The following is a 16,734-nucleotide window of genomic DNA, read 5'->3' on the forward strand; positions in this document are numbered from 1 at the left end:
GAGGAAGGATGGAAGGAACAGAAACTCAGATGAACAGTTGGACCGCGGGCAACGCGCGCGTGGCGTTGAGCAGGTCGATGCGCTTCTCGCGGATGGACCAGCCCGTCGATGTGCGGATGAGGTGGTGGCGTGCGGTGCCACTCAGCAGGATCTGGCCCTCGCCGCGCGCCTCGACATAAAGGAACGGCGTGCGCAGGCGCACCTCGCCGTCGTTCTCTTCCTCGATGCGCGAAGGCTGCAACACGTGCTGGCTGTGGCTGGCCGGGTGCTGCGAATGGGCGCGCGGATTCTTCAGGCGCTCCACGCGCAGCTGCAGCAGCAGCCGGTCTTCATAGGCCAGCGAGTTGTGCGTGAACGGATCGGCCTGCGCCGCACCGAGCAGCGGCACCCAGTAGTGGCCGTCGTCGGCGAACAGGGCCAGCCAGTCGTCGAAGCGCCGCTCGTCGAGCAGCGCCGCTTCGTGGGCGACGAAGTCGCGGGGGTCGTTCATGCCGCCACCTCCGCCGTCGTTGCCGTCATGGCTTTCGCCCAGGCGCGGAACTGGTTGCGCATCAGCAGCTCGTTGGTTCCGTTGGTGGTCACCGTGGCCTGCAGCGTCTCGGCGGGGTCGTGGTTGCGGTGCAGGCTGATCCACTCGTTGCCACCCGCGCGCAGGCCCTGCTGGATGCTCTCGAACAGGTGCACGTCGTCGTGCGCCACCACCGACATCGGCGAGAACACGAGCCGGTTGTAGCTCATGGCGCGCTCGAACAGCAGCGCGGGCGCACCGGCCGCGCGAAAGCTCCAGGCCTCGATGAGCGTGCGGTTCGCGGCCAGCGGACGGATCACGCGGATGGCCTGCGGCGAACCCTTGACCGACAGGCTCGGGTACAGCACCGAGTTCTGCGGCGAACGCTGAAGAATCTCGGTGGCGCGCTCCACGCCGTGCGCCGCCTGCATCGCGGCTTCGTACTCGGGCAGCTGCGCGTAGTTGGAGTGGATGCTGAAGTTCACGCCCAGCACGCTGTGGCCGTTGGCGAACACGCGCCCGCCCATCTTGTCGAAGAACTCGTAGCCCGAGCCGAAGGGCAATATCTGCTCCATCGCCATCGGCTTGGGGTCTGAAGGCGCATGGCCTTCCCACAGCGCCTCGGCGGCCTTGGTGGCCGACTCGTGCGTCGACATCGGATGCACCGTGTCGTTGATGTTCTCCAGGTACATCTTCCAGTTGCAATGGACGATGTTGCGCAGCACGCCGCCGCCCACGGTGAGCTTGCCTTCGGGCGAACGGTCGACCATGTTGTCGAGCGCGCCCAGCACGTCGCCGAAGTAGTCCTCGAACGAAGGACCGGTATCGGACAGGCGCACGAACACGAAGTCGCGGTACACCTTCACGTGCCTGACCACCGACAGCCCCTGTCCCGACTCGCAGGCCTTGAGCTGCGTGCCCTCGTAGCCGTTCTTCAGCGGCAGGCCGAGCGGCGCGCCGTCGAGCTTGTAGGTCCACGCGTGGTACGGGCAGCGAAAGAACCGGCCGGTGTTGCCGCTTTCGTCGGTCACGAGCTGCGTGCCCTTGTGGGCGCAGCGGTTGTACATGACGTGCACCGCGCCGTCGGGCTGGCGCACCATGAGCAGCGGGCGGCCCGCGATCTCCTGCGTGACGAAATCGCCCGCCGCCGGCACCTGGCTCGCATGGCCCAGGAAGACCCAGGTGTTGGCGAACAGGCGTTCCTGCTCCAGCGCGAACAGCTCGTCGCTCAGGTACAGGTCGCGATGCACCCGGTCGTCACGAACCAGCGCCGCGACGAGATCGGGGCGGTTGCGGTAGGTGGTCATGGTGGTGGGCTTCGGTTGAACCGAGGTCAGGGGACCAGCTTCCACTGGCCTTTATTCATCTGCACGATGACCACGCCGCGCTTGTCCGAACCGTAGCGGTCGTCGGGCTTGAAGGTGTAGACGCCGTGCGTGCCCACCAGCTCCTTCGTGCCCACGATGGCATCGCGCAGCGCCGTGCGGTATTGCGGCGTGCCGGGCTCGCCCTTGGTGCGCGAGGCCGCGTCGGCCAGCAGCAGGTAGGCGTCGTAGGTGTACGACGAGAACGCATCGGTGGGCACCGCGCCGTTCACCTTCTGGTAGGCGCTGCGAAAGCCCATCGCGACCTTCTTGATCGGGTTGCTGTCGGGCAGCTGGTCAGCCACCAGCACCGGACCGCTGGGCACCTGCAGGCCTTCGATGGCCGCGCCGCCCACGCGCACGAAGTCGGCGTTGATGAGGCCGTGCGTGCCGTAGATCTTGCCCTTGTAGCCGCGCTCGGTCAGTGCCAGGTAGGGCAGCGCCCCCGGCGTGCCCGAGTTGCCCGCGAACACCGCGTCGGGGCGCGCCGCGACGATCTTCAGCACCTGCCCCGCCACCGACGAATCGGTGCGCGCATAGCGCTCGTTGGCCACCACCTTGATGCCGGCGGTGGCCGCGCTCTTCATGAGCGAGTCGTAGGCCAGGTCGCCCAGCGCGTCGGAGAAGCCGATGAAGGCGACCGTCTTCACGCCCGACTTCTGCATGCGCTCGACCACGCCTTCCACCATGAGCGGGAACGGCTGGGACACGGTGACGGTCCATGCGCCATCCGCGCCCGGAATGGTCACGGGCGTGGGCGAGATCAGCGGCGTGTTGAGCTCGCGCGCCACCGAAGCGATGGCCATCGCGCCGGGCACGCCCGAGGTGCCGATGAGCACGTCGACCTTGTCTTCCGTCACCAGCTTGCGCGCGTTGCGCCCGGCGGTGGTGGGGTCCGACGCATCGTCGAGCACGATGAGCTGCACCTTGCGCCCGCCGATCTCGGGCCGCTCGGCGATGGCCGCGCGGATGCCCTTCTCGTACGGCACGCCCAGGGCCGCCACCGGCCCCGAGAGCGAGCTGATGAAGCCGATCTTGAGGTCTGCTGCAGCGGCACCGACAGTGCTGAAGGCGGCCAGCAGCGCGAGACCAAGGCGGGAGATTTTCTTCATGGGTACTTTCTCTTCGAGGGTTCTTCGGGGTGGACGGGGACGAGGGAGGGTCAGTAGCGCAAGGTGCGGCGCGATTCCAGGTCGGCATCGACCTGCGCGGGCGTGAGCCGCTCCGGCTTGCATTCGAAGCGCTCGAACAGCGCGAGCTGGTCGCCGTAATGGCGGTCGCGCACGCCGGCGGGGCTCACGAAGCCGCTCTGCCCCGGCGCCGCGACCGAGCACATGTCGAGCGCGCCCGGCTTGAGCACCACGCGGTAGTTCAGCGTGCCGCGGTTCATGTAGGGGCTGACCTCGGGCTCTTCGCCCGCGCCGGCCCACGGCACGCCGATGGCGTTGATGCGCGAGAAGCGGTGGCGCACCACGGGCGTGGTCCACGCGGCCATGTCGGGCCCGAGGCGCGTGCGCAATTCGCCGACGGCATCGGACAGCGCCGCGCGCACCATCGTGCGCGGGTCCTGCCCGTTGAAGAAGTCGTGGCGCTGCGGCACGCCCGAGGCCGGGCCGCTCAGCGCGTTCCACAGCAGCTTGGCCACCGCGGCGGGCTGGGCGCTGCCCGGCGAGCCGCGCGGCGTGAGCGTCGGGTAGCCGAGGTTGGCGTAGGTCGCGAACACGGCCGGCGGCAGGTCGTCGGCCAGCAGGCGCTTGGACATCGCGCCCAGCCACGCGCGCAGCACGGTGGTGGCGCGGTTGTCGTAGACCTCGCCACCCGGGGCGACGCGGTTCTTGAAGTCCCAGTTCGCGAGCAGGTCGGCCGCGCGGCGCGCCGGGTCGTTGGCCGGCAGGCCCTTCGCCGCGTCGACGATCAGGGGCACGAAGTAGCGAGCGTTCAAATCGGCCAGCGCCGCGCCCTGGCTCACACGCCAGATCTCGTCGGCGCCCAGCTTGGCCGTGCCCTGCAGCTGCGCGTGGATCTCGGCCACGCGGTCCACGTGCGAGAAGTTCGCGCCGTCCGCGCGCAGGCCTTCGGCGATCTGGTTGTTCCAGCTCGCGAGGTAGCCCTGCGCGGGGTTGTACGAACGCGGGTTGGCGCTGAACGGCAGCGTGCCCTGCCACTCCATGCTGCCGTCGCCGCGCGCGGGAAAGCGGATGTCCTGCGTGGCCGGGCGGTTCGGCATGCGCCCCAGCCCCACGGCGCCGATGTTGCCCGCCACGTCGGCATAGAACCAGGTGATGGACGCCGCCACGCGCTCGCCCTGCGCCAGGAAGCCGGACCAGTCGCGTGTCCGTGCGGCCTGCGCCCAGCCCAGCATGGTCTCGACCTCGCGGCCCTGCCAGGTGCTGCGCGCGGTGTAGGCGCGGCCGTTGTCCACGTCCCAGCTCTGCACGAAGCCGTGCACGGTGGCGTAGATGTCCACGCTCTGCGGCGCGGCGCCCTTCACGCGGATGACGTCGGTGCGCCGGGTCATCGGGCGGTAGGCGCCGTTGTACCGGTACTCGTAGCGGTTGGCCGGGTTCAGCGCTTCCTGGTAGATGTCGTTGGTGTCCAGCGATCCCACCGTCGAGCCCCAGGCGATGGTGCCGTTGGTGCCGAACAGCACCGGCAGCAGGCCGATCGGCGTCAGGCCAGTGAGGTCGTAGCCCGCGCCATGCAGGCCGATGCCATGCACGAACGACGGGTTGTTGAAGCCCTGCTGCGGCCCGTTGTAGAGCACGGCCACGCCCTCCTTCGTGCGCGAGGGGCCGAGCACCCAGGCATTGCTCGCGGTCGGCATGCCTTCGGTGGCGGCCAGGCCCATGCGAGCGACCTGCGTGGCACGGAAGTCGGCGGCGGCCTGCGCGGGCACCGGCGCGAGCGCGGCGTCTCCGGGCTCGACGCTTGCCACCCGGTGCTGCCCGCCGCGCGGCACGATGGTCGGCGCGGTAGGGTCTTCGAGCCAGCGCAGCTGCTCGTAGAGCTGCGTGCCCACCGCATCCCCGCGCGCGGCCTTGAGCTGGTTGAGCAGCGACAGGTTCGCCACCTCGGCCGTGCCGGCGAAGAAGCGGTTGAGGATCAGGCCGATCCAGACCATGGCCACGTCGTCCGCGGTCCAGGGCGTGGGCTCGAAGCCGTTGTCGATGAACTCGCGCGGCATGAGCTTGGCGCGGTCGGCCAGCACGTCGCGGATGCGCGCGTTGACGCCGGCGGCGTAGCCTTCGAACATGGCGCGGTCGTTCGCGTTCAGCGCATCGATCTGGCGGCGGATCGACACCGGATCGATGTTGGAACGCGTCGCCTTGTCGGTCGCCACGAAGTCGGCCCCCAGCACTTCGGCCACGCTGCCGTTGCCCGAGCGCCGCGCCATCTCCAGCTGGTAGAGCCGGTCTTCGGCGACGGCATAGCCGAAGCCGTGGAACAGGCCGCGCGTGTCGCCGGCGTAGACATGCGGCACGCCGTAGCGGTCGCGCTTGATGGTCACCTCGCCGCTGCCACCGGGGGCGGTGGCGGCGCAGCCGGCCAGCAGCGCGGCAGCGAGCAGGGCCGTGCCGGTGGCGCGAAAGCGCGAGGCGGGAAGCAGCGAATGCATGGCGTGCGGGCCGTTCATCGTGTCGCTCGTCGTTGCGTGGATGCGATCAGGGCACCAGCTTCCACTGGCCCTTGTCGAGCTTCACCACGACGCGCGAGCGATCGTCGGAGCCGTAGCGGTCGGTGGGCTTGAAGTTGTAGACCGAGTGCGTGCCCACCAGCTCCTTGGTGCTCACGATGGCGTCGCGCAGCGCCACGCGGAACTGCGGCGTGCCGGGCTCGGCCTTGGTGGCGAGCGCGCGCTGGGCGGCGTCGAGGTACAGCAACCAGGCGTCGAAGGTGTAGGCCGAGAAGGCGTCGGTCGGCGGTGCGCCGTTGGCCTTCTGGTAGGCCGCGCGGAAGTCCATCGACACCTTGCGGATCGGATTGCTCTCGGGCAGCTGCTCGGCCACGATCACCGGACCGGTGGGCGCCAGCAGCCCGTTGACGGCATTGCCGCCCACGCGCACGAAGTCGGGGTTGATGAGCGCGTGCATGCCGTAGATCTGGCCCTTGTAGCCGCGTTCGGCCAGTGCCAGGTAGGGCAACGCGCCGGGGGTTCCCGAGGTGCCGGTGATCACGGCGTCGGGGCGCAGCGCCGCGATCTTCAGCACCTGGCCGGTGACCGAAGCGTCGCCGCGCGCGTAGCGCTCGTTGCTCACCACCTTGAGGCCGGCGGCCGGCGCGCTCTTTGTCAGCGCGTCGTACACCAGGTCGCCCCAGGCGTCGGAAAAGCCGATGTAGCCCACCGTCTTCACGCCGGACTTCTTCATGTGCTCGACCACCGCGCTGAGCATCAGCGGCGCGGGCTGCGGCACCGTGACCATCCACGCGCCTTCTTCGCCCGGCAGGTTGGCGTTGGCGATGGAGATCAGCGGCGTCTTGGTCTCGCGCGCCACGCCGGCGATGGCCAGGGCGCCGGGCGAACCGGCCGTGCCGATGATGACGTCGACCTTGTCCTCGTCGATCATCTTGCGGGCGTTGCGCGCGGCCGTGGTGGGGTCGGATGCATCGTCGAGCTGCACCAGCTGGATCTTGCGGCCGCCGAGGTCGGCCTTGTACGCCAGCGCGGCCTTCATACCCTTCTCGTAGGGGATGCCCAGCGACGACACCGGCCCCGACAGCGAGGTGATGAAGCCGACCTTGAGGTCGGCGGCCCAGGCGCCCCCGGCGCTCAGCGCGCCGAAGCCCGCGGCGATGGCGGCGAGTGTGCGGATGCGGTTCAGGACTTTCATGGCGATGCTCCAGAGGTGATGTTTTTTGGACGGAACGGAACGAAACGAACGCAGGAAAAAACTAGAGGGCGAGACTGCCGACGCTGGTGCCGCCGCAGACGTACAAGACCTGACCGGTGACGAAGCTGTTCTCCGGCGAAGCGAAGAAACGCACGGCGCGTGCCACGTCGGCCGATTCGCCCAGGCGCTTGACCGGCACCGAAGCGGCGAGCGCACGCTCCTTCTCGCTGCCGGCCTCGACCACGTCGTAGAACATGTCGGTGCGGATCGGGCCCGGCGCCACCACGTTCACCGTGATGCCGTCGGCCGCGAGTTCGAGCGCCCAGGTACGCGCCATGCCCAGCATGCCGGCCTTGGTGGCCGAGTAGCTGGTGCGCGTGGCCAGGCCCAACGCGGCGCGCGAAGACAGCAGCACCACACGGCCGAAGCGTTGTGCACGCATCGCGGGCAACGCACCTTGCACGAGCTGGATCGCACAGCCCAGGTGCAGATCGACCAGTGCGTCGAGGTCGTCGAGCTTCACCTCGGGCAGCAGCGCGGCGCGGATCACGCCAGCGTTGTGGACGATGGTGGTCGGCGCGAAGCGCTCGACGAGTTCGCGCACGGCGTCGCCGGTGGCGGTGCGGTCGGCCAGGTCGACCTCGAGGCTGTGCATCCGGGGGTGATCGATATCGGCGGTGCGGCGCGCGAGCGAGATCACCTCGTAGCCTTGCGCAAGCAGGTCTTCGCAGATGGCCTTGCCGATGCCGGCGCTGCCGCCGGTGACGGCCGCGACCTTGCGGGGTGCGCCCGCGCTCATGCCGAGGCTCCCACCAGGGCCAGCACGCGCAGCGGGCTGCCGCTGCCCTTCTCGATCTTCAGCGGCGGGCAGATCAGCACCGCGCCCGAGGGCGGCAGCAAGTCGAGGTTGCTCAGGCACTGCAGGCCGTAGCGGCCCGCGCCGTGCATGTAGTAGTGGCAGGGGTACGGCGGGCGCAGGTGGTAGCCCTGCCCGGCGTCGGTGCCGATGGCCTCGGAGCCGAAGCCCAGCACGTCGCGCTGCTCGACCAGGAAGCGCACGGCCTCCGTGCTCGGGCCGGGCGTGTGCTGGCCGGTCGCATCGAAGTTCTGGTACGCCTCGGGGTCGGTGCGCTTGGACCAGTCGGTACGCATGAGCACCCACGCACCCTTCGGGATGCGGCCGTGCGCGGCTTCGTAGGCCTCGATGTCCTCGGGCGTCAGCAGGTAGTCGGGGTCGTCCTTGACCTGCGGCGAGCAGTCGATCACGCAGGCCGGCGCCACGAAGTGCTGCACGGGAATGGTGTCGACCGAGTTGTTCGGCAGGTCGCGGCCCGAGATCCAGTGGATCGGCGCATCGAAGTGCGTGCCGGTGTGCTCGCCGCACGAGAAGTTGTTCCAGTACCAGCCCGGGCCCCGCTCGTCGTACTTCGAGACTTCCTCGATGCGGAAGGGCCAGCACTGGCCCATCTCGGGCGGCAGCGCGATCTGCGGGAACTCGGGCGTGAGCGTCTGCGTGAGGTCGATCACGCGGATGCGGCCGCTGGCCATCGCGGTCACGAGGTTGCCGAGGATTGCGGCGGTGGACATCAGTTCGGTGGTGGTTGTCATCGTGTGATTCCTCTGCTCAGCCGCCGGCGGCCAGTTCGCGCTCCAATACCTTGGGGTTGTCGCGCCAGCGCTCCAGCCATTCCTGCGCCACGTCGCCCGGGTACACGTCTTCCACGCCATCGCGCAGCGCCTTGACGATGGCATTGGCCAGGGCCGTGGGCGCCAGCTTGGGCGGCGGCGTGTGCTGGTTCCATTCGTCGTCGATGGGACCGGGGAACACGTTGATCACGCGGATGCCGGCCGGGCGCATCTCGGCGCGCAGGCACTGCGCCAGCGAGTGCGCGGCGGCCTTCGAGGCACTGAAGGTGCCGTGCGGTGGGAAGTTGCTCAGCGCATAGATCGACAGCAGATTGACCCACGCGGTCGCACCTGTCGCGCCGTCGGCCGAGCGGCCCTTGAGCGCGGGGCCGAACTCCTGCGCCAGGCGCAGCAGGCCTAAGTAGTTGATGTCCATCTCGGCCTTGGCCACGTCGGTGCCGCGCCTCGCGCCGATGCCGAAGGTGCGGTGCACCTCGGCGTTGTTGATGACGATGTCGACCTTGCCGCCGATGGAGCCGGCCAGCTCGCTCACCTGGCGGCCGTTGGTGAGGTCCAGCGGCACCAGCGTGACCTGCGGCAGCGCCGAGATGTCGTCCAGGCCGTCGCCCATCTTCTTCCAGGGCTCGGCATGGCCGACCCAGACGATGTCGGCGCCGGCCTTCACCAGCGCACGCACGATCGCCTGTCCGGTCTCGGTCTTGCCGTCAGTCACCAGCACCTTGCGGAACTTCGGGTCGCTGGTCATTTCGCGCAGCATCTTGTCGTCGGCCATGTGGGGACTCCCTTCATTCGGAAAAGCAATGAGAACGGCCTGACCCGCACGGTCGAGCCGGGCGCCCACGCGCACACGCTGCGGCGCTTCGCCGACCTCGCCGTGCAGGTGGACCATGAGCGTCGGGCCGGCGTCGAGGTGCACCAGGCCCAGCCGCCACGGCAGCCGCTCGCGGAAGAACAGGTCGTTGCTGTGGTGCAGCGTGGTGCTGCCGAGCAGCGCGCCCTCGCCGCTCTGCTGGCGCCAACGCAGCGCGGCCGACAGGCACTTGTGGCAGACCTCGCGCGGCGGGTACTGCACCGTGCCGCAGTCCTCGCAGGTCTGCAGCTCAAAGCGGCCTTCGGCGGCGGCCGCCGTGAGGCCGAGCGCGACGCGGCCGCGCGCGCCGGGCGGCAGGTTCATCTGCCGGGTGCGCAGCACCGGGTTCTTGCGCGGGGGGCGCATCATGGGCATCGTCATGCGGGTCTCCCCAGGATCACCGCGCCTGTGCACAGGCAACGGTCGTAAGTCACCATGCCGAAGCCGGCAACGAGGCCCGTCTGGGCATTCGGCACGGCGCGTGCGCCGGCCTGGTCCGTTAGCTGGCGGATCGCCTCGACCATGCCGAGGAAACCGCCCGCCGCACCGGCCTGCCCGGCCGAAAGCTGGCCGCCGCTGGTGTTGTTCGGAAAGCTGCCGTCAAAGGTCATGGTGTTCGCCTGCACGAAGGCGGAACCCTCGCCCTTCTCGCAGAAACCCAGGTCTTCGAACTGCATCATCACGATCACCGGGTAGTCGTCGTAGGTCTGCACGAAGTCCAGCTGCGCGGGCTGCATGCCGGCCTGTGCATAGAGGTCGTCGCGGTCCTTGCGCCAGCCGCCCTGCACCATCACCGGGTCTTCGGCGTAGGCGTTGTGGCGCTCGATGGCGCCGCGGATCACCACGTGCGCCAGGCCCAGGTCGCGCGCACGCTCCTCGCTCATCACGAGGAAGGCATCGGCACCGGCGCAGGGCATCACGCAGTCGAAGAGATGGATCGGGTCGGAGATCGGCCGCGCGGCCATGTACTCGTCGAGCGTGAGGCCCTTCTTGAACATGGCGTTCGGGTTGCCGAGCGCATTGGTGCGCTGGTCGACGCAGATGCGGCCGAAGTCCTCGCGCGTCGCGCCGTAGGTGCGCATGTAGTTGGCGGTGATGAACGCGAAGATCGAGTTCGGGCCGCCCGAGCCATAGGGGTAGCTCGCGTCGCGCGCGAAGCTGCTGAAGCTGCCCAGTGTCTGGCGGAAGGAGTCGACATGGTTGGTGTCGGCGCCCACGCAGGCCACGATGTCGGCATCGCCCGCCTGCACGGCGCGCGCGGCGCGGCGCAGGCACATCACGCCCGAGGCACCGCCCGTGGGCATGTGGTCGAGCCAGCGCGGCGACAGTCCCAGGTGCTGCGTGACGCCCACGGCCGTGTCGGGCGCGAGCGAGAAGCTGCTCAGGCACAGGCCGTCGATCTGTTCCTTGGGCACGCCGCTGGCCTGCACCAGCGCCTCGATGGCCTGGCCGACGAACCAGTGGGCTGTGCGCGTGGAATAGCGCACGTAGGGCACGGTAATGGGCACCGCGACCGCGACGCCTTCGTAGGAGAGGCGATTGCGTTTCGTCATGCCTGCCCCACTTGTCGTTTCTTCATCGAGCGCGTGTCGATGCAATGCTCTTGGCCCGGCAGCGACTGCGCCATCTCGCGCAGCTGGCCGCGCTGGATCTTCTGCGAGGGCGTGAGCGGCAGCGCATCGACGAAGGCCACGTAGCCGGGCGCCTTGTAGTAGGCGAGCTGGTCGAGCGCATGGGCCACGATGCTGGCAGCAACCTGCGCGCGCTGCGCGGCATCGGCCTCCTCGCGCAGCACGATGCAGGCCAGCACCTCGTCGCCGCGCACCGTGTCGGGCGTGGCGGCCACGGCCGAGGTCTTCACGGCCGGATGCTGGTTGAGCACGCTCTCGACCTCGACGGCCGAGATGTTCTCGCCGCTGCGGCGGATCACGTTCTTCTTGCGATCGACGAAGAAGAAATTGCCGTCGGCGTCGCGGCGCACGAGGTCGCCCGTGTGGAACCAGCCGTCGGCCCAGGCCTCGCGCGTGGCTTCCTCGTCCTTCAGGTAGCCGGAGAAGAAGTAGCGACGCGGGTCGTCGCCCGTGGAGCGCACGAGCAGCTCGCCGGGCATGTCGGTGCCGACGTCGTTGCCGTCCTCGCCCATGAGGCGGATCTCGACGAAATCTTCCTGTCGCCCGAAGCAGCTCGTGCCCACGAGGCGCGGCTCGCGGTTGGCCATGATGCAGGCGGCCGCGCCGGTCTCGGTCATGGCCCAGGCCTCGACCAGCGGGAAGCCGAAGCGTTCCTCGAAGGGCGCGTGGTTCTTGCGGTCCACGCCGGCGCCGAAGCCCCAGCGGATGGCATGGTCGCGGTCGGCCGGCGACGGCGGCGCCGACAGCAGCATCGCGGGCATCACGCCGAGGTAGTGGACGATGGTCGCACCGCTTTCCTTCGCGCTGGCCAGCCAGCTCTTGGGATGGAAGCGGTCGAGCTGCACCAGGCAACCGCCTGCGATCAGCACCACCATGGTCGAGAACGCCATCGCGTTCATGTGATTGAGCGGCAGCGGCGTGATGACGCGCTCGGCATCGGGGCGGATGCTGCACACGCCGTCGAGCGCGGCGTACCACTCGCCAGCGCGCAGGAAATACGCGTTGCTCAGGATGCAGCCCTTGGGCCGGCCCGTGGTGCCCGAGGTGTAGAGCAGACCGCACTCGGTGTCGACGCCGATGGGCTCGCCGGCGCGCGGCGCGGCGGTCTTCACGGCCGGCACCGGGTCGTCGGCGCCCATGGTCTCGAAGGGCACGCCGGCTTGCGCGGCGGCGGCGCGCAGATCGGCGGCGCGCTCGGGCAACGTCACGGCCAGGCCGATCTCGCTGTGGCCGATGAGGTAGACCAACTCGGCCGAACGCATCTCGGCATTGATCGGCACCACGCTCACGCCCAGCGCGTTGAGGGCGAGCCAGTGGAAGATGAAGGCGGGCCGGTTCTCCAGCAGCAGGCCGACACGGTGGCCGTGGCCGTAGCCGGCTTGCGCGTAGGCGGTGCGCAGCCGTTCGATCTGCGCGGAGGCTTCGCCCCAGCGGATGGCGCCGGCAGCGATGCCGTAGGCGGCGGCCGTGACCGATTCAGTGAAGAGGAACTCGGCCTGCGGCGTGCGCGCCGCGGTGGTGGCGAACACTTGATGGACGGTGGCGTGGGTCATCGCGTCCTCAGATGAAAAGCTGCACGGCCGGCAGGGCCGCGTCGGCGTTGAGCAGGTTGACGCGCTTGAGCGTCATGCGCAGCGCGCCGTCCTGCACCGTGAGGTGGTGGAAGAAGGTGCCGACGTAGAACTGCAGCTCGTCGCCCTGCGACTCGGTGTAATGGAACGAGGTGCGCACCACGAAGCGGTTGGCCTCGCCATCGAAGGTCTCGACCACGGGCATCTGCAGCAGGTGGTGGCAGCGGCTTTGCGGTTGCTGCGAGAAGGCGCGCGGGCTCTTCAGGCGCTCGATGCGCAGCTCGCGCAGGAGCTTGTCCTCGTACAGGTGCGAGGTGTGGTTCAGGCCGTCCTCCTGGTCGGGCACGAGCGGAATCCAGTAGAACGCGTCGTCGGTGAAGAGCGCGTTCCACTCTTCGTAGCGGCGGGTGTCGAGCAGGTGCGCTTCGTTCACGACGAAGTCGACGAGGTCCTGGCGGGTGATATCGAGCGCGGCCATCACATCGTCTCCGTCATGCGCTGGACCCAGCTGCGGTATTGGTTGCGCATGGGAAGCTCGTTGGTGCCTCCCGTGGTGATCTCTCCGCCCTGCAGTTCGGAGGCGTCGTAGTCGCGGTGCAGGCTGACCCACTCGTTGCCGCTGGCGTGCAGGCCGGCCTGCATGCCGCGGTAGGCCTGCAGGTCGTCGTGGCCCACCACCGAGAACGGCGAGTTGATGAGCCGGTTGTACATGGTGGTGCGATGCAGCAGCTCGTCCGGCGCACCCTTGAGACGGAAGGTCCAGCTCTCGATCAACGTCTGGTTGGCCGAGATGGGCTTGACCACGCGGATGGCCTGGATCGCGCCCTTGATCGTGAGGTTCGGGTAGTACACGGTGTTGTGCCGCGCCATGCCGAGGATCTGCGCCGTCTTTTCTTTGCCGTAGCGCGCCTTCATGGCGTCGTCGTAGGCGGGGATCGCCTTGTACTTGCTGTGGATGCTGAAGTGCACGCCCGTGAAGCTGTGGCCGTGGTCGTAGGTGCGGATGCCCATGTCCTCGAAGAACTTGTAGTCGGACATGAAGGGAACGAACTGCTCCACCGCCATCGGCTTGGGCTCGTCCTCGGGCTTGTCGGCCCACATGCGCTTGGCGGTGCCGGCCGACGACTCGTGCGCCACCATCGGGTGCATCGTGTCGTTGAGGTTCTCGACGAACATCTTCCAGTTGCACTGGTGCATGAAGCGCAGGCAACCGCCGGCAATCTCCAGCTCGCCCTCGGGCGAGCGGTCGGCCATGTTGTCGATGGAGCTCAGCGAATCGCCGAAGTACGCGTCGAAGTCGGGGCCCGCGTCGTTGATCTTCACGAAGATGAAGCCGCGGTGGCTGCGCACATGCTTCACGGTGGTCAGGCCCTTGCCCGATTCGCACTCGTGCAGCTGCGTGTGCTCGTAGCCGGTCTTCAGCGGAATGGCCAACGGCGCGCCGTCGGTCTTGAAGGTCCAGGCGTGGTAGGGGCAGCGGAAGAACTTGCCGGTGTTGCCGCAGGGGCCGTTGACCAGGCGCGAGCCCTTGTGGGCGCAGCGGTTCATCATCACGCGCACGCTGCCGTCGGAATGGCGCACCACGATCAGCGGGCGGCCCGCGATCTCGTTGCTGATCCAGTCGCCCGGCTTGGGCAGCTGGCTCTCGTGGCCGACGTAGTTCCAGGTGTTGGCGAAGAAGTGTTCCTGCTCCACCTCGAAGAGGTCCTGGCTGATGTACAGGTCACGGTGCACACGGTCGTTCTGCACGAGCGCGCGGATGGCTTCGGGGTTGTCTCGGTACGAGGTCATGGTTCTCGTCGCTCCTTCCTTCTTCTTCAGATGTCGAGCACCAGGCGCGCGCCCTTGGCACGCGAGATGCAGATCTGCATCACGTCGCCCTGCGCCTTCTCGCGGGCGGTGAGCACGTAGTCGCGGTGGTCGATCTCGCCTTCGAGCACGGGCACGGCGCACACGCCGCATTCGCCGCGCTTGCAGTCGAACATCGGGTCGCAGCCGTTCTCGATGAGGCAGTCGAGGATGCTCTGGCCGACCGGAACGGTGAAGCGCTGGCCGGACTGGGCCAGCTCCACCTCGAAAGGCTGGTCGCCTGCTTCGACGACGGGTTCGGTGAAGAGCTCGAAGTGCACGCGGTCGTGTTCCCAGCCCCGGGCCTGGGTGCGCGCAAGCACGGCGTCGAGCATGACCTTGGGGCCGCACACATACAGGCGGTCGCCGGCGGGCACGGCGTCGAGCAGCGCGTCGATGTCCAGCGGCGCGCCGGCCTCGGCGTCGGTGTGCACGCGCAGGTCGTCGCCCAGAAGCGCCTGCAGCTCGGGCAGGAAGGCCATCAGGTCGCGGCTGCGGCCGGCGTAGTGCATGCGCACGGCAGCGCCTTCGGCGCGGCGGCGCGCGGCCATCGATGCGAGCGGCGTGACGCCGATGCCACCGGCCACCAGCACCGTGCCGCCAGGGCCGGTGTGCAGCGGGAAGTCGTTCTTCGGCGGCTCGATGGTGAGCACGCTGCCCTCGGCCAGCCCTTCGTGCATGAAGCGCGAGCCGCCGCGGCCTTCGGCCTCCTTGCGCACGGCGATCACGTAGTCGGTGGGAGCGTTGGTGGCGTTGCGCTCGGTCGCGAAGTTGATGAGCGAGTAGTGACGCCAGTCGGTCTTGCCATCCGCCAGCGTCACCTGCACGCGGATGTGGGCGCCGGCCGCGAAGCCGGGCAGCGCGCGTCCGTCGTCGGCGCGCAGGCGCAGCAGGCGGATCAGCGGATTGAGGGCGCGCGCTTCGGCAACGCGAAGCTGGAGCGTGGGGGCGGTCATGGGGCGGGTCCCTTTGTCTCTTCAGGCCAGGGCGTGCTGCGCCAGGGCGGCCTGCAGCTTGTGGCCGTGTTCATCGGCGAGCGCCGCGTCGCGCAGTTCGCGCAGGGTGGCGGGCGCCAGCGCCGCACCCGCACGTTCGAATGCGCGCATCACGGTGTCGTAGTTGCGCAGGCCGCGTTCGTGCGTGTCGCTGTAGCCCTTGACCAGGCGCTGGCACTGGGCGAGTTCGACGGCGAGCGCGGGGTTGCGTTGCGCGGTGGCGGCGATGCGTTGCAGCCATTCCTCAATGCGGCGGTTCTCGTCGGCGTAGCGGATCGTCGAGAGGCGCCAGCGCTTGCAGGCCGCGACCATGCGCAGCATCAGGTAGCCGCGCAGCGAGCTGGTGTGGATCACGCGGCCGTGCTGTGTGAAGCGCTCGACGAGCTTGCGGGGCTGCGAGGAATTCATGAGCCAGCGACCGATGCCGCCGGGCAGCGTCTCGCAGATTTCCTGCAGGCGCGGGTGCATGTACTCGTGGATGGCCAGCACCTGGCCCGGCTGCACGCCGGCCTCGCCGTGGACGCGCTCGAAGCGGGTTGCACGGGTCTTGAGGGCGGCGACGCGGGCCGTGTCTTCGTACGACATCCACAGCGCGAGGTGGCGCGCGGTCTCGCGCAGCAGCCGGTGGGCATCGTCGGGCAACTTGGCCACGGCGGCCATGCGGTCCAGGTACAGGCCGGCGTAGGCCGGGTCCTGGTAGTCGATGAGGCGGCGCACGCCTTCAAGCAGGAAGTCTTGCGCGGGGAGCGGAAAGTCGCGCTGCACGCGTTCGACCAGTGCGCGCACGGCCGGGTGACGCGGCTGCAGTACGGGCGTGGCGGCGGGGGCCGTCTTGGCGGGCTCGCCGTCGTCGCCGTCCTGCGCGCGATCGAACGCCGCGCCGAAGGCCTTGAGGCTGGGCTTCACGCCCACGCCGCCGCGCTCGATGGTGGCTTCGAACTGCGCACGGCCGAACGGCAGCACGCCCGAGCCCGCGAGCGTGCCGAAGAGCACGGCGCTGATCACGCTGCCCGAGGCTTCGGCGGCCTGCGCCATGTCGAAGCGGATGAAGCGCTTGGCGGCGCGCGCAGTGTGCGCGAGCAGCTGCTGGCTGTCGACGCGACCATCGCCCATGGCGCTCTTTTCCGCGATGGAGAAGACACGGTGCGTGGAAGCGATGAGCGTGGTGCGGTCCTTCGTGACCAGGCCACGCTGGACCGCGCGGCCGGCTTCCATGAGCTCGGAGGCGAGCACCACGTCGACGTCGCCCGGCAGCGGCATCAGCGCGAGCACGGGGCGCCCGCCGTCGGCGTGCGCCTGCGTGTCGGGGTACAGCTCGACGTAGTAGATGGTTGCGCCGGTGCGCTGGGCCACGCCGGGCACGGAGGTGGTCTGGGCGACGTAGCCGTTGGCTTCGCCCATGTCGACGATCCAGTCGGCGAGCACGCCGCCGCCCTCTCCGCCCATGGCGAGGATGGCAATCTTGATGGGTTGAACCGTGTTCGTCATGGC

Annotated in this window: 14 protein-coding genes; all 14 read right to left on the bottom strand. The window is 69.1% G+C overall.

Annotated elements, in window-relative coordinates:
- Nucleotides 1-25 precede the first annotated feature (25 nt).
- The 14 genes from D3H34_RS23120 to D3H34_RS23185 all read right to left on the bottom strand — a co-directional run bounded on the left by D3H34_RS23120 (nucleotide 26) and on the right by D3H34_RS23185 (nucleotide 16,731).
- Nucleotides 26-490 carry an aromatic-ring-hydroxylating dioxygenase subunit beta gene (locus tag D3H34_RS23120; RefSeq protein ID WP_119556587.1) on the bottom strand — a complete coding sequence of 155 codons (465 nt, stop codon included), beginning with the start codon at nucleotides 488-490 and terminating at the stop codon, nucleotides 26-28.
- On the bottom strand, nucleotides 487-1,815 hold the full coding sequence (locus tag D3H34_RS23125) for an aromatic ring-hydroxylating dioxygenase subunit alpha (RefSeq protein WP_119556588.1): 1,329 nt from the start codon (nucleotides 1,813-1,815) through the stop codon (nucleotides 487-489). The genes D3H34_RS23120 and D3H34_RS23125 overlap by 4 nt, the downstream gene beginning before the upstream one ends.
- Before the next feature lie 26 nt (nucleotides 1,816-1,841).
- Nucleotides 1,842-2,984, bottom strand: coding sequence for an ABC transporter substrate-binding protein (locus D3H34_RS23130; protein WP_119556589.1), 1,143 nt, complete (start codon nucleotides 2,982-2,984; stop codon nucleotides 1,842-1,844).
- 50 nt (nucleotides 2,985-3,034) lie between these two features.
- Nucleotides 3,035-5,506, bottom strand: a complete 2,472-nt coding sequence (locus tag D3H34_RS23135; protein ID WP_286186116.1) for a penicillin acylase family protein — start codon at nucleotides 5,504-5,506, stop codon at nucleotides 3,035-3,037.
- 28 nt (nucleotides 5,507-5,534) lie between these two features.
- The gene (locus D3H34_RS23140) at nucleotides 5,535-6,701 is read right to left on the bottom strand and encodes an ABC transporter substrate-binding protein (protein WP_119556590.1); all 1,167 of its coding nucleotides are present in this window, start codon (nucleotides 6,699-6,701) and stop codon (nucleotides 5,535-5,537) included.
- A 61-nt stretch (nucleotides 6,702-6,762) separates the two neighbouring features.
- A complete protein-coding gene (locus tag D3H34_RS23145) occupies nucleotides 6,763-7,500 on the bottom strand; it encodes an SDR family oxidoreductase (RefSeq protein ID WP_119556591.1) in 738 nt (245 codons plus the stop codon).
- Nucleotides 7,497-8,309 carry a cyclase family protein gene (locus D3H34_RS23150; protein WP_119556592.1) on the bottom strand — a complete coding sequence of 271 codons (813 nt, stop codon included), beginning with the start codon at nucleotides 8,307-8,309 and terminating at the stop codon, nucleotides 7,497-7,499. The genes D3H34_RS23145 and D3H34_RS23150 overlap by 4 nt, the downstream gene beginning before the upstream one ends.
- 16 nt (nucleotides 8,310-8,325) lie before the next feature.
- On the bottom strand, nucleotides 8,326-9,579 hold the full coding sequence (locus tag D3H34_RS23155; protein ID WP_119556593.1) for an SDR family NAD(P)-dependent oxidoreductase: 1,254 nt from the start codon (nucleotides 9,577-9,579) through the stop codon (nucleotides 8,326-8,328).
- Nucleotides 9,576-10,751 (bottom strand): thiolase family protein, encoded by a 1,176-nt coding sequence (locus D3H34_RS23160; RefSeq protein WP_119556594.1) that lies wholly within the window; start codon nucleotides 10,749-10,751, stop codon nucleotides 9,576-9,578. The genes D3H34_RS23155 and D3H34_RS23160 overlap by 4 nt, the downstream gene beginning before the upstream one ends.
- Entirely contained in the window at nucleotides 10,748-12,382 is a 1,635-nt protein-coding gene (locus tag D3H34_RS23165; protein WP_119556595.1) for an AMP-binding protein, read from the bottom strand. The genes D3H34_RS23160 and D3H34_RS23165 overlap by 4 nt, the downstream gene beginning before the upstream one ends.
- A 7-nt stretch (nucleotides 12,383-12,389) precedes the next feature.
- A complete protein-coding gene (locus D3H34_RS23170; RefSeq protein WP_119556596.1) occupies nucleotides 12,390-12,878 on the bottom strand; it encodes an aromatic-ring-hydroxylating dioxygenase subunit beta in 489 nt (162 codons plus the stop codon).
- Entirely contained in the window at nucleotides 12,878-14,191 is a 1,314-nt protein-coding gene (locus tag D3H34_RS23175) for an aromatic ring-hydroxylating dioxygenase subunit alpha (RefSeq protein WP_119556597.1), read from the bottom strand. Before D3H34_RS23175 ends, D3H34_RS23170 begins: the two co-directional genes overlap by 1 nt.
- 26 nt (nucleotides 14,192-14,217) lie before the next feature.
- The gene (locus D3H34_RS23180) at nucleotides 14,218-15,204 is read right to left on the bottom strand and encodes a PDR/VanB family oxidoreductase (RefSeq protein ID WP_119556598.1); all 987 of its coding nucleotides are present in this window, start codon (nucleotides 15,202-15,204) and stop codon (nucleotides 14,218-14,220) included.
- Nucleotides 15,205-15,225: 21 nt separating this feature from the next.
- The gene (locus D3H34_RS23185) at nucleotides 15,226-16,731 is read right to left on the bottom strand and encodes an indolepyruvate oxidoreductase subunit beta family protein (RefSeq protein WP_119556599.1); all 1,506 of its coding nucleotides are present in this window, start codon (nucleotides 16,729-16,731) and stop codon (nucleotides 15,226-15,228) included.
- Nucleotides 16,732-16,734 lie beyond the last annotated feature (3 nt).

This window comes from Acidovorax cavernicola (assembly GCF_003581445.1).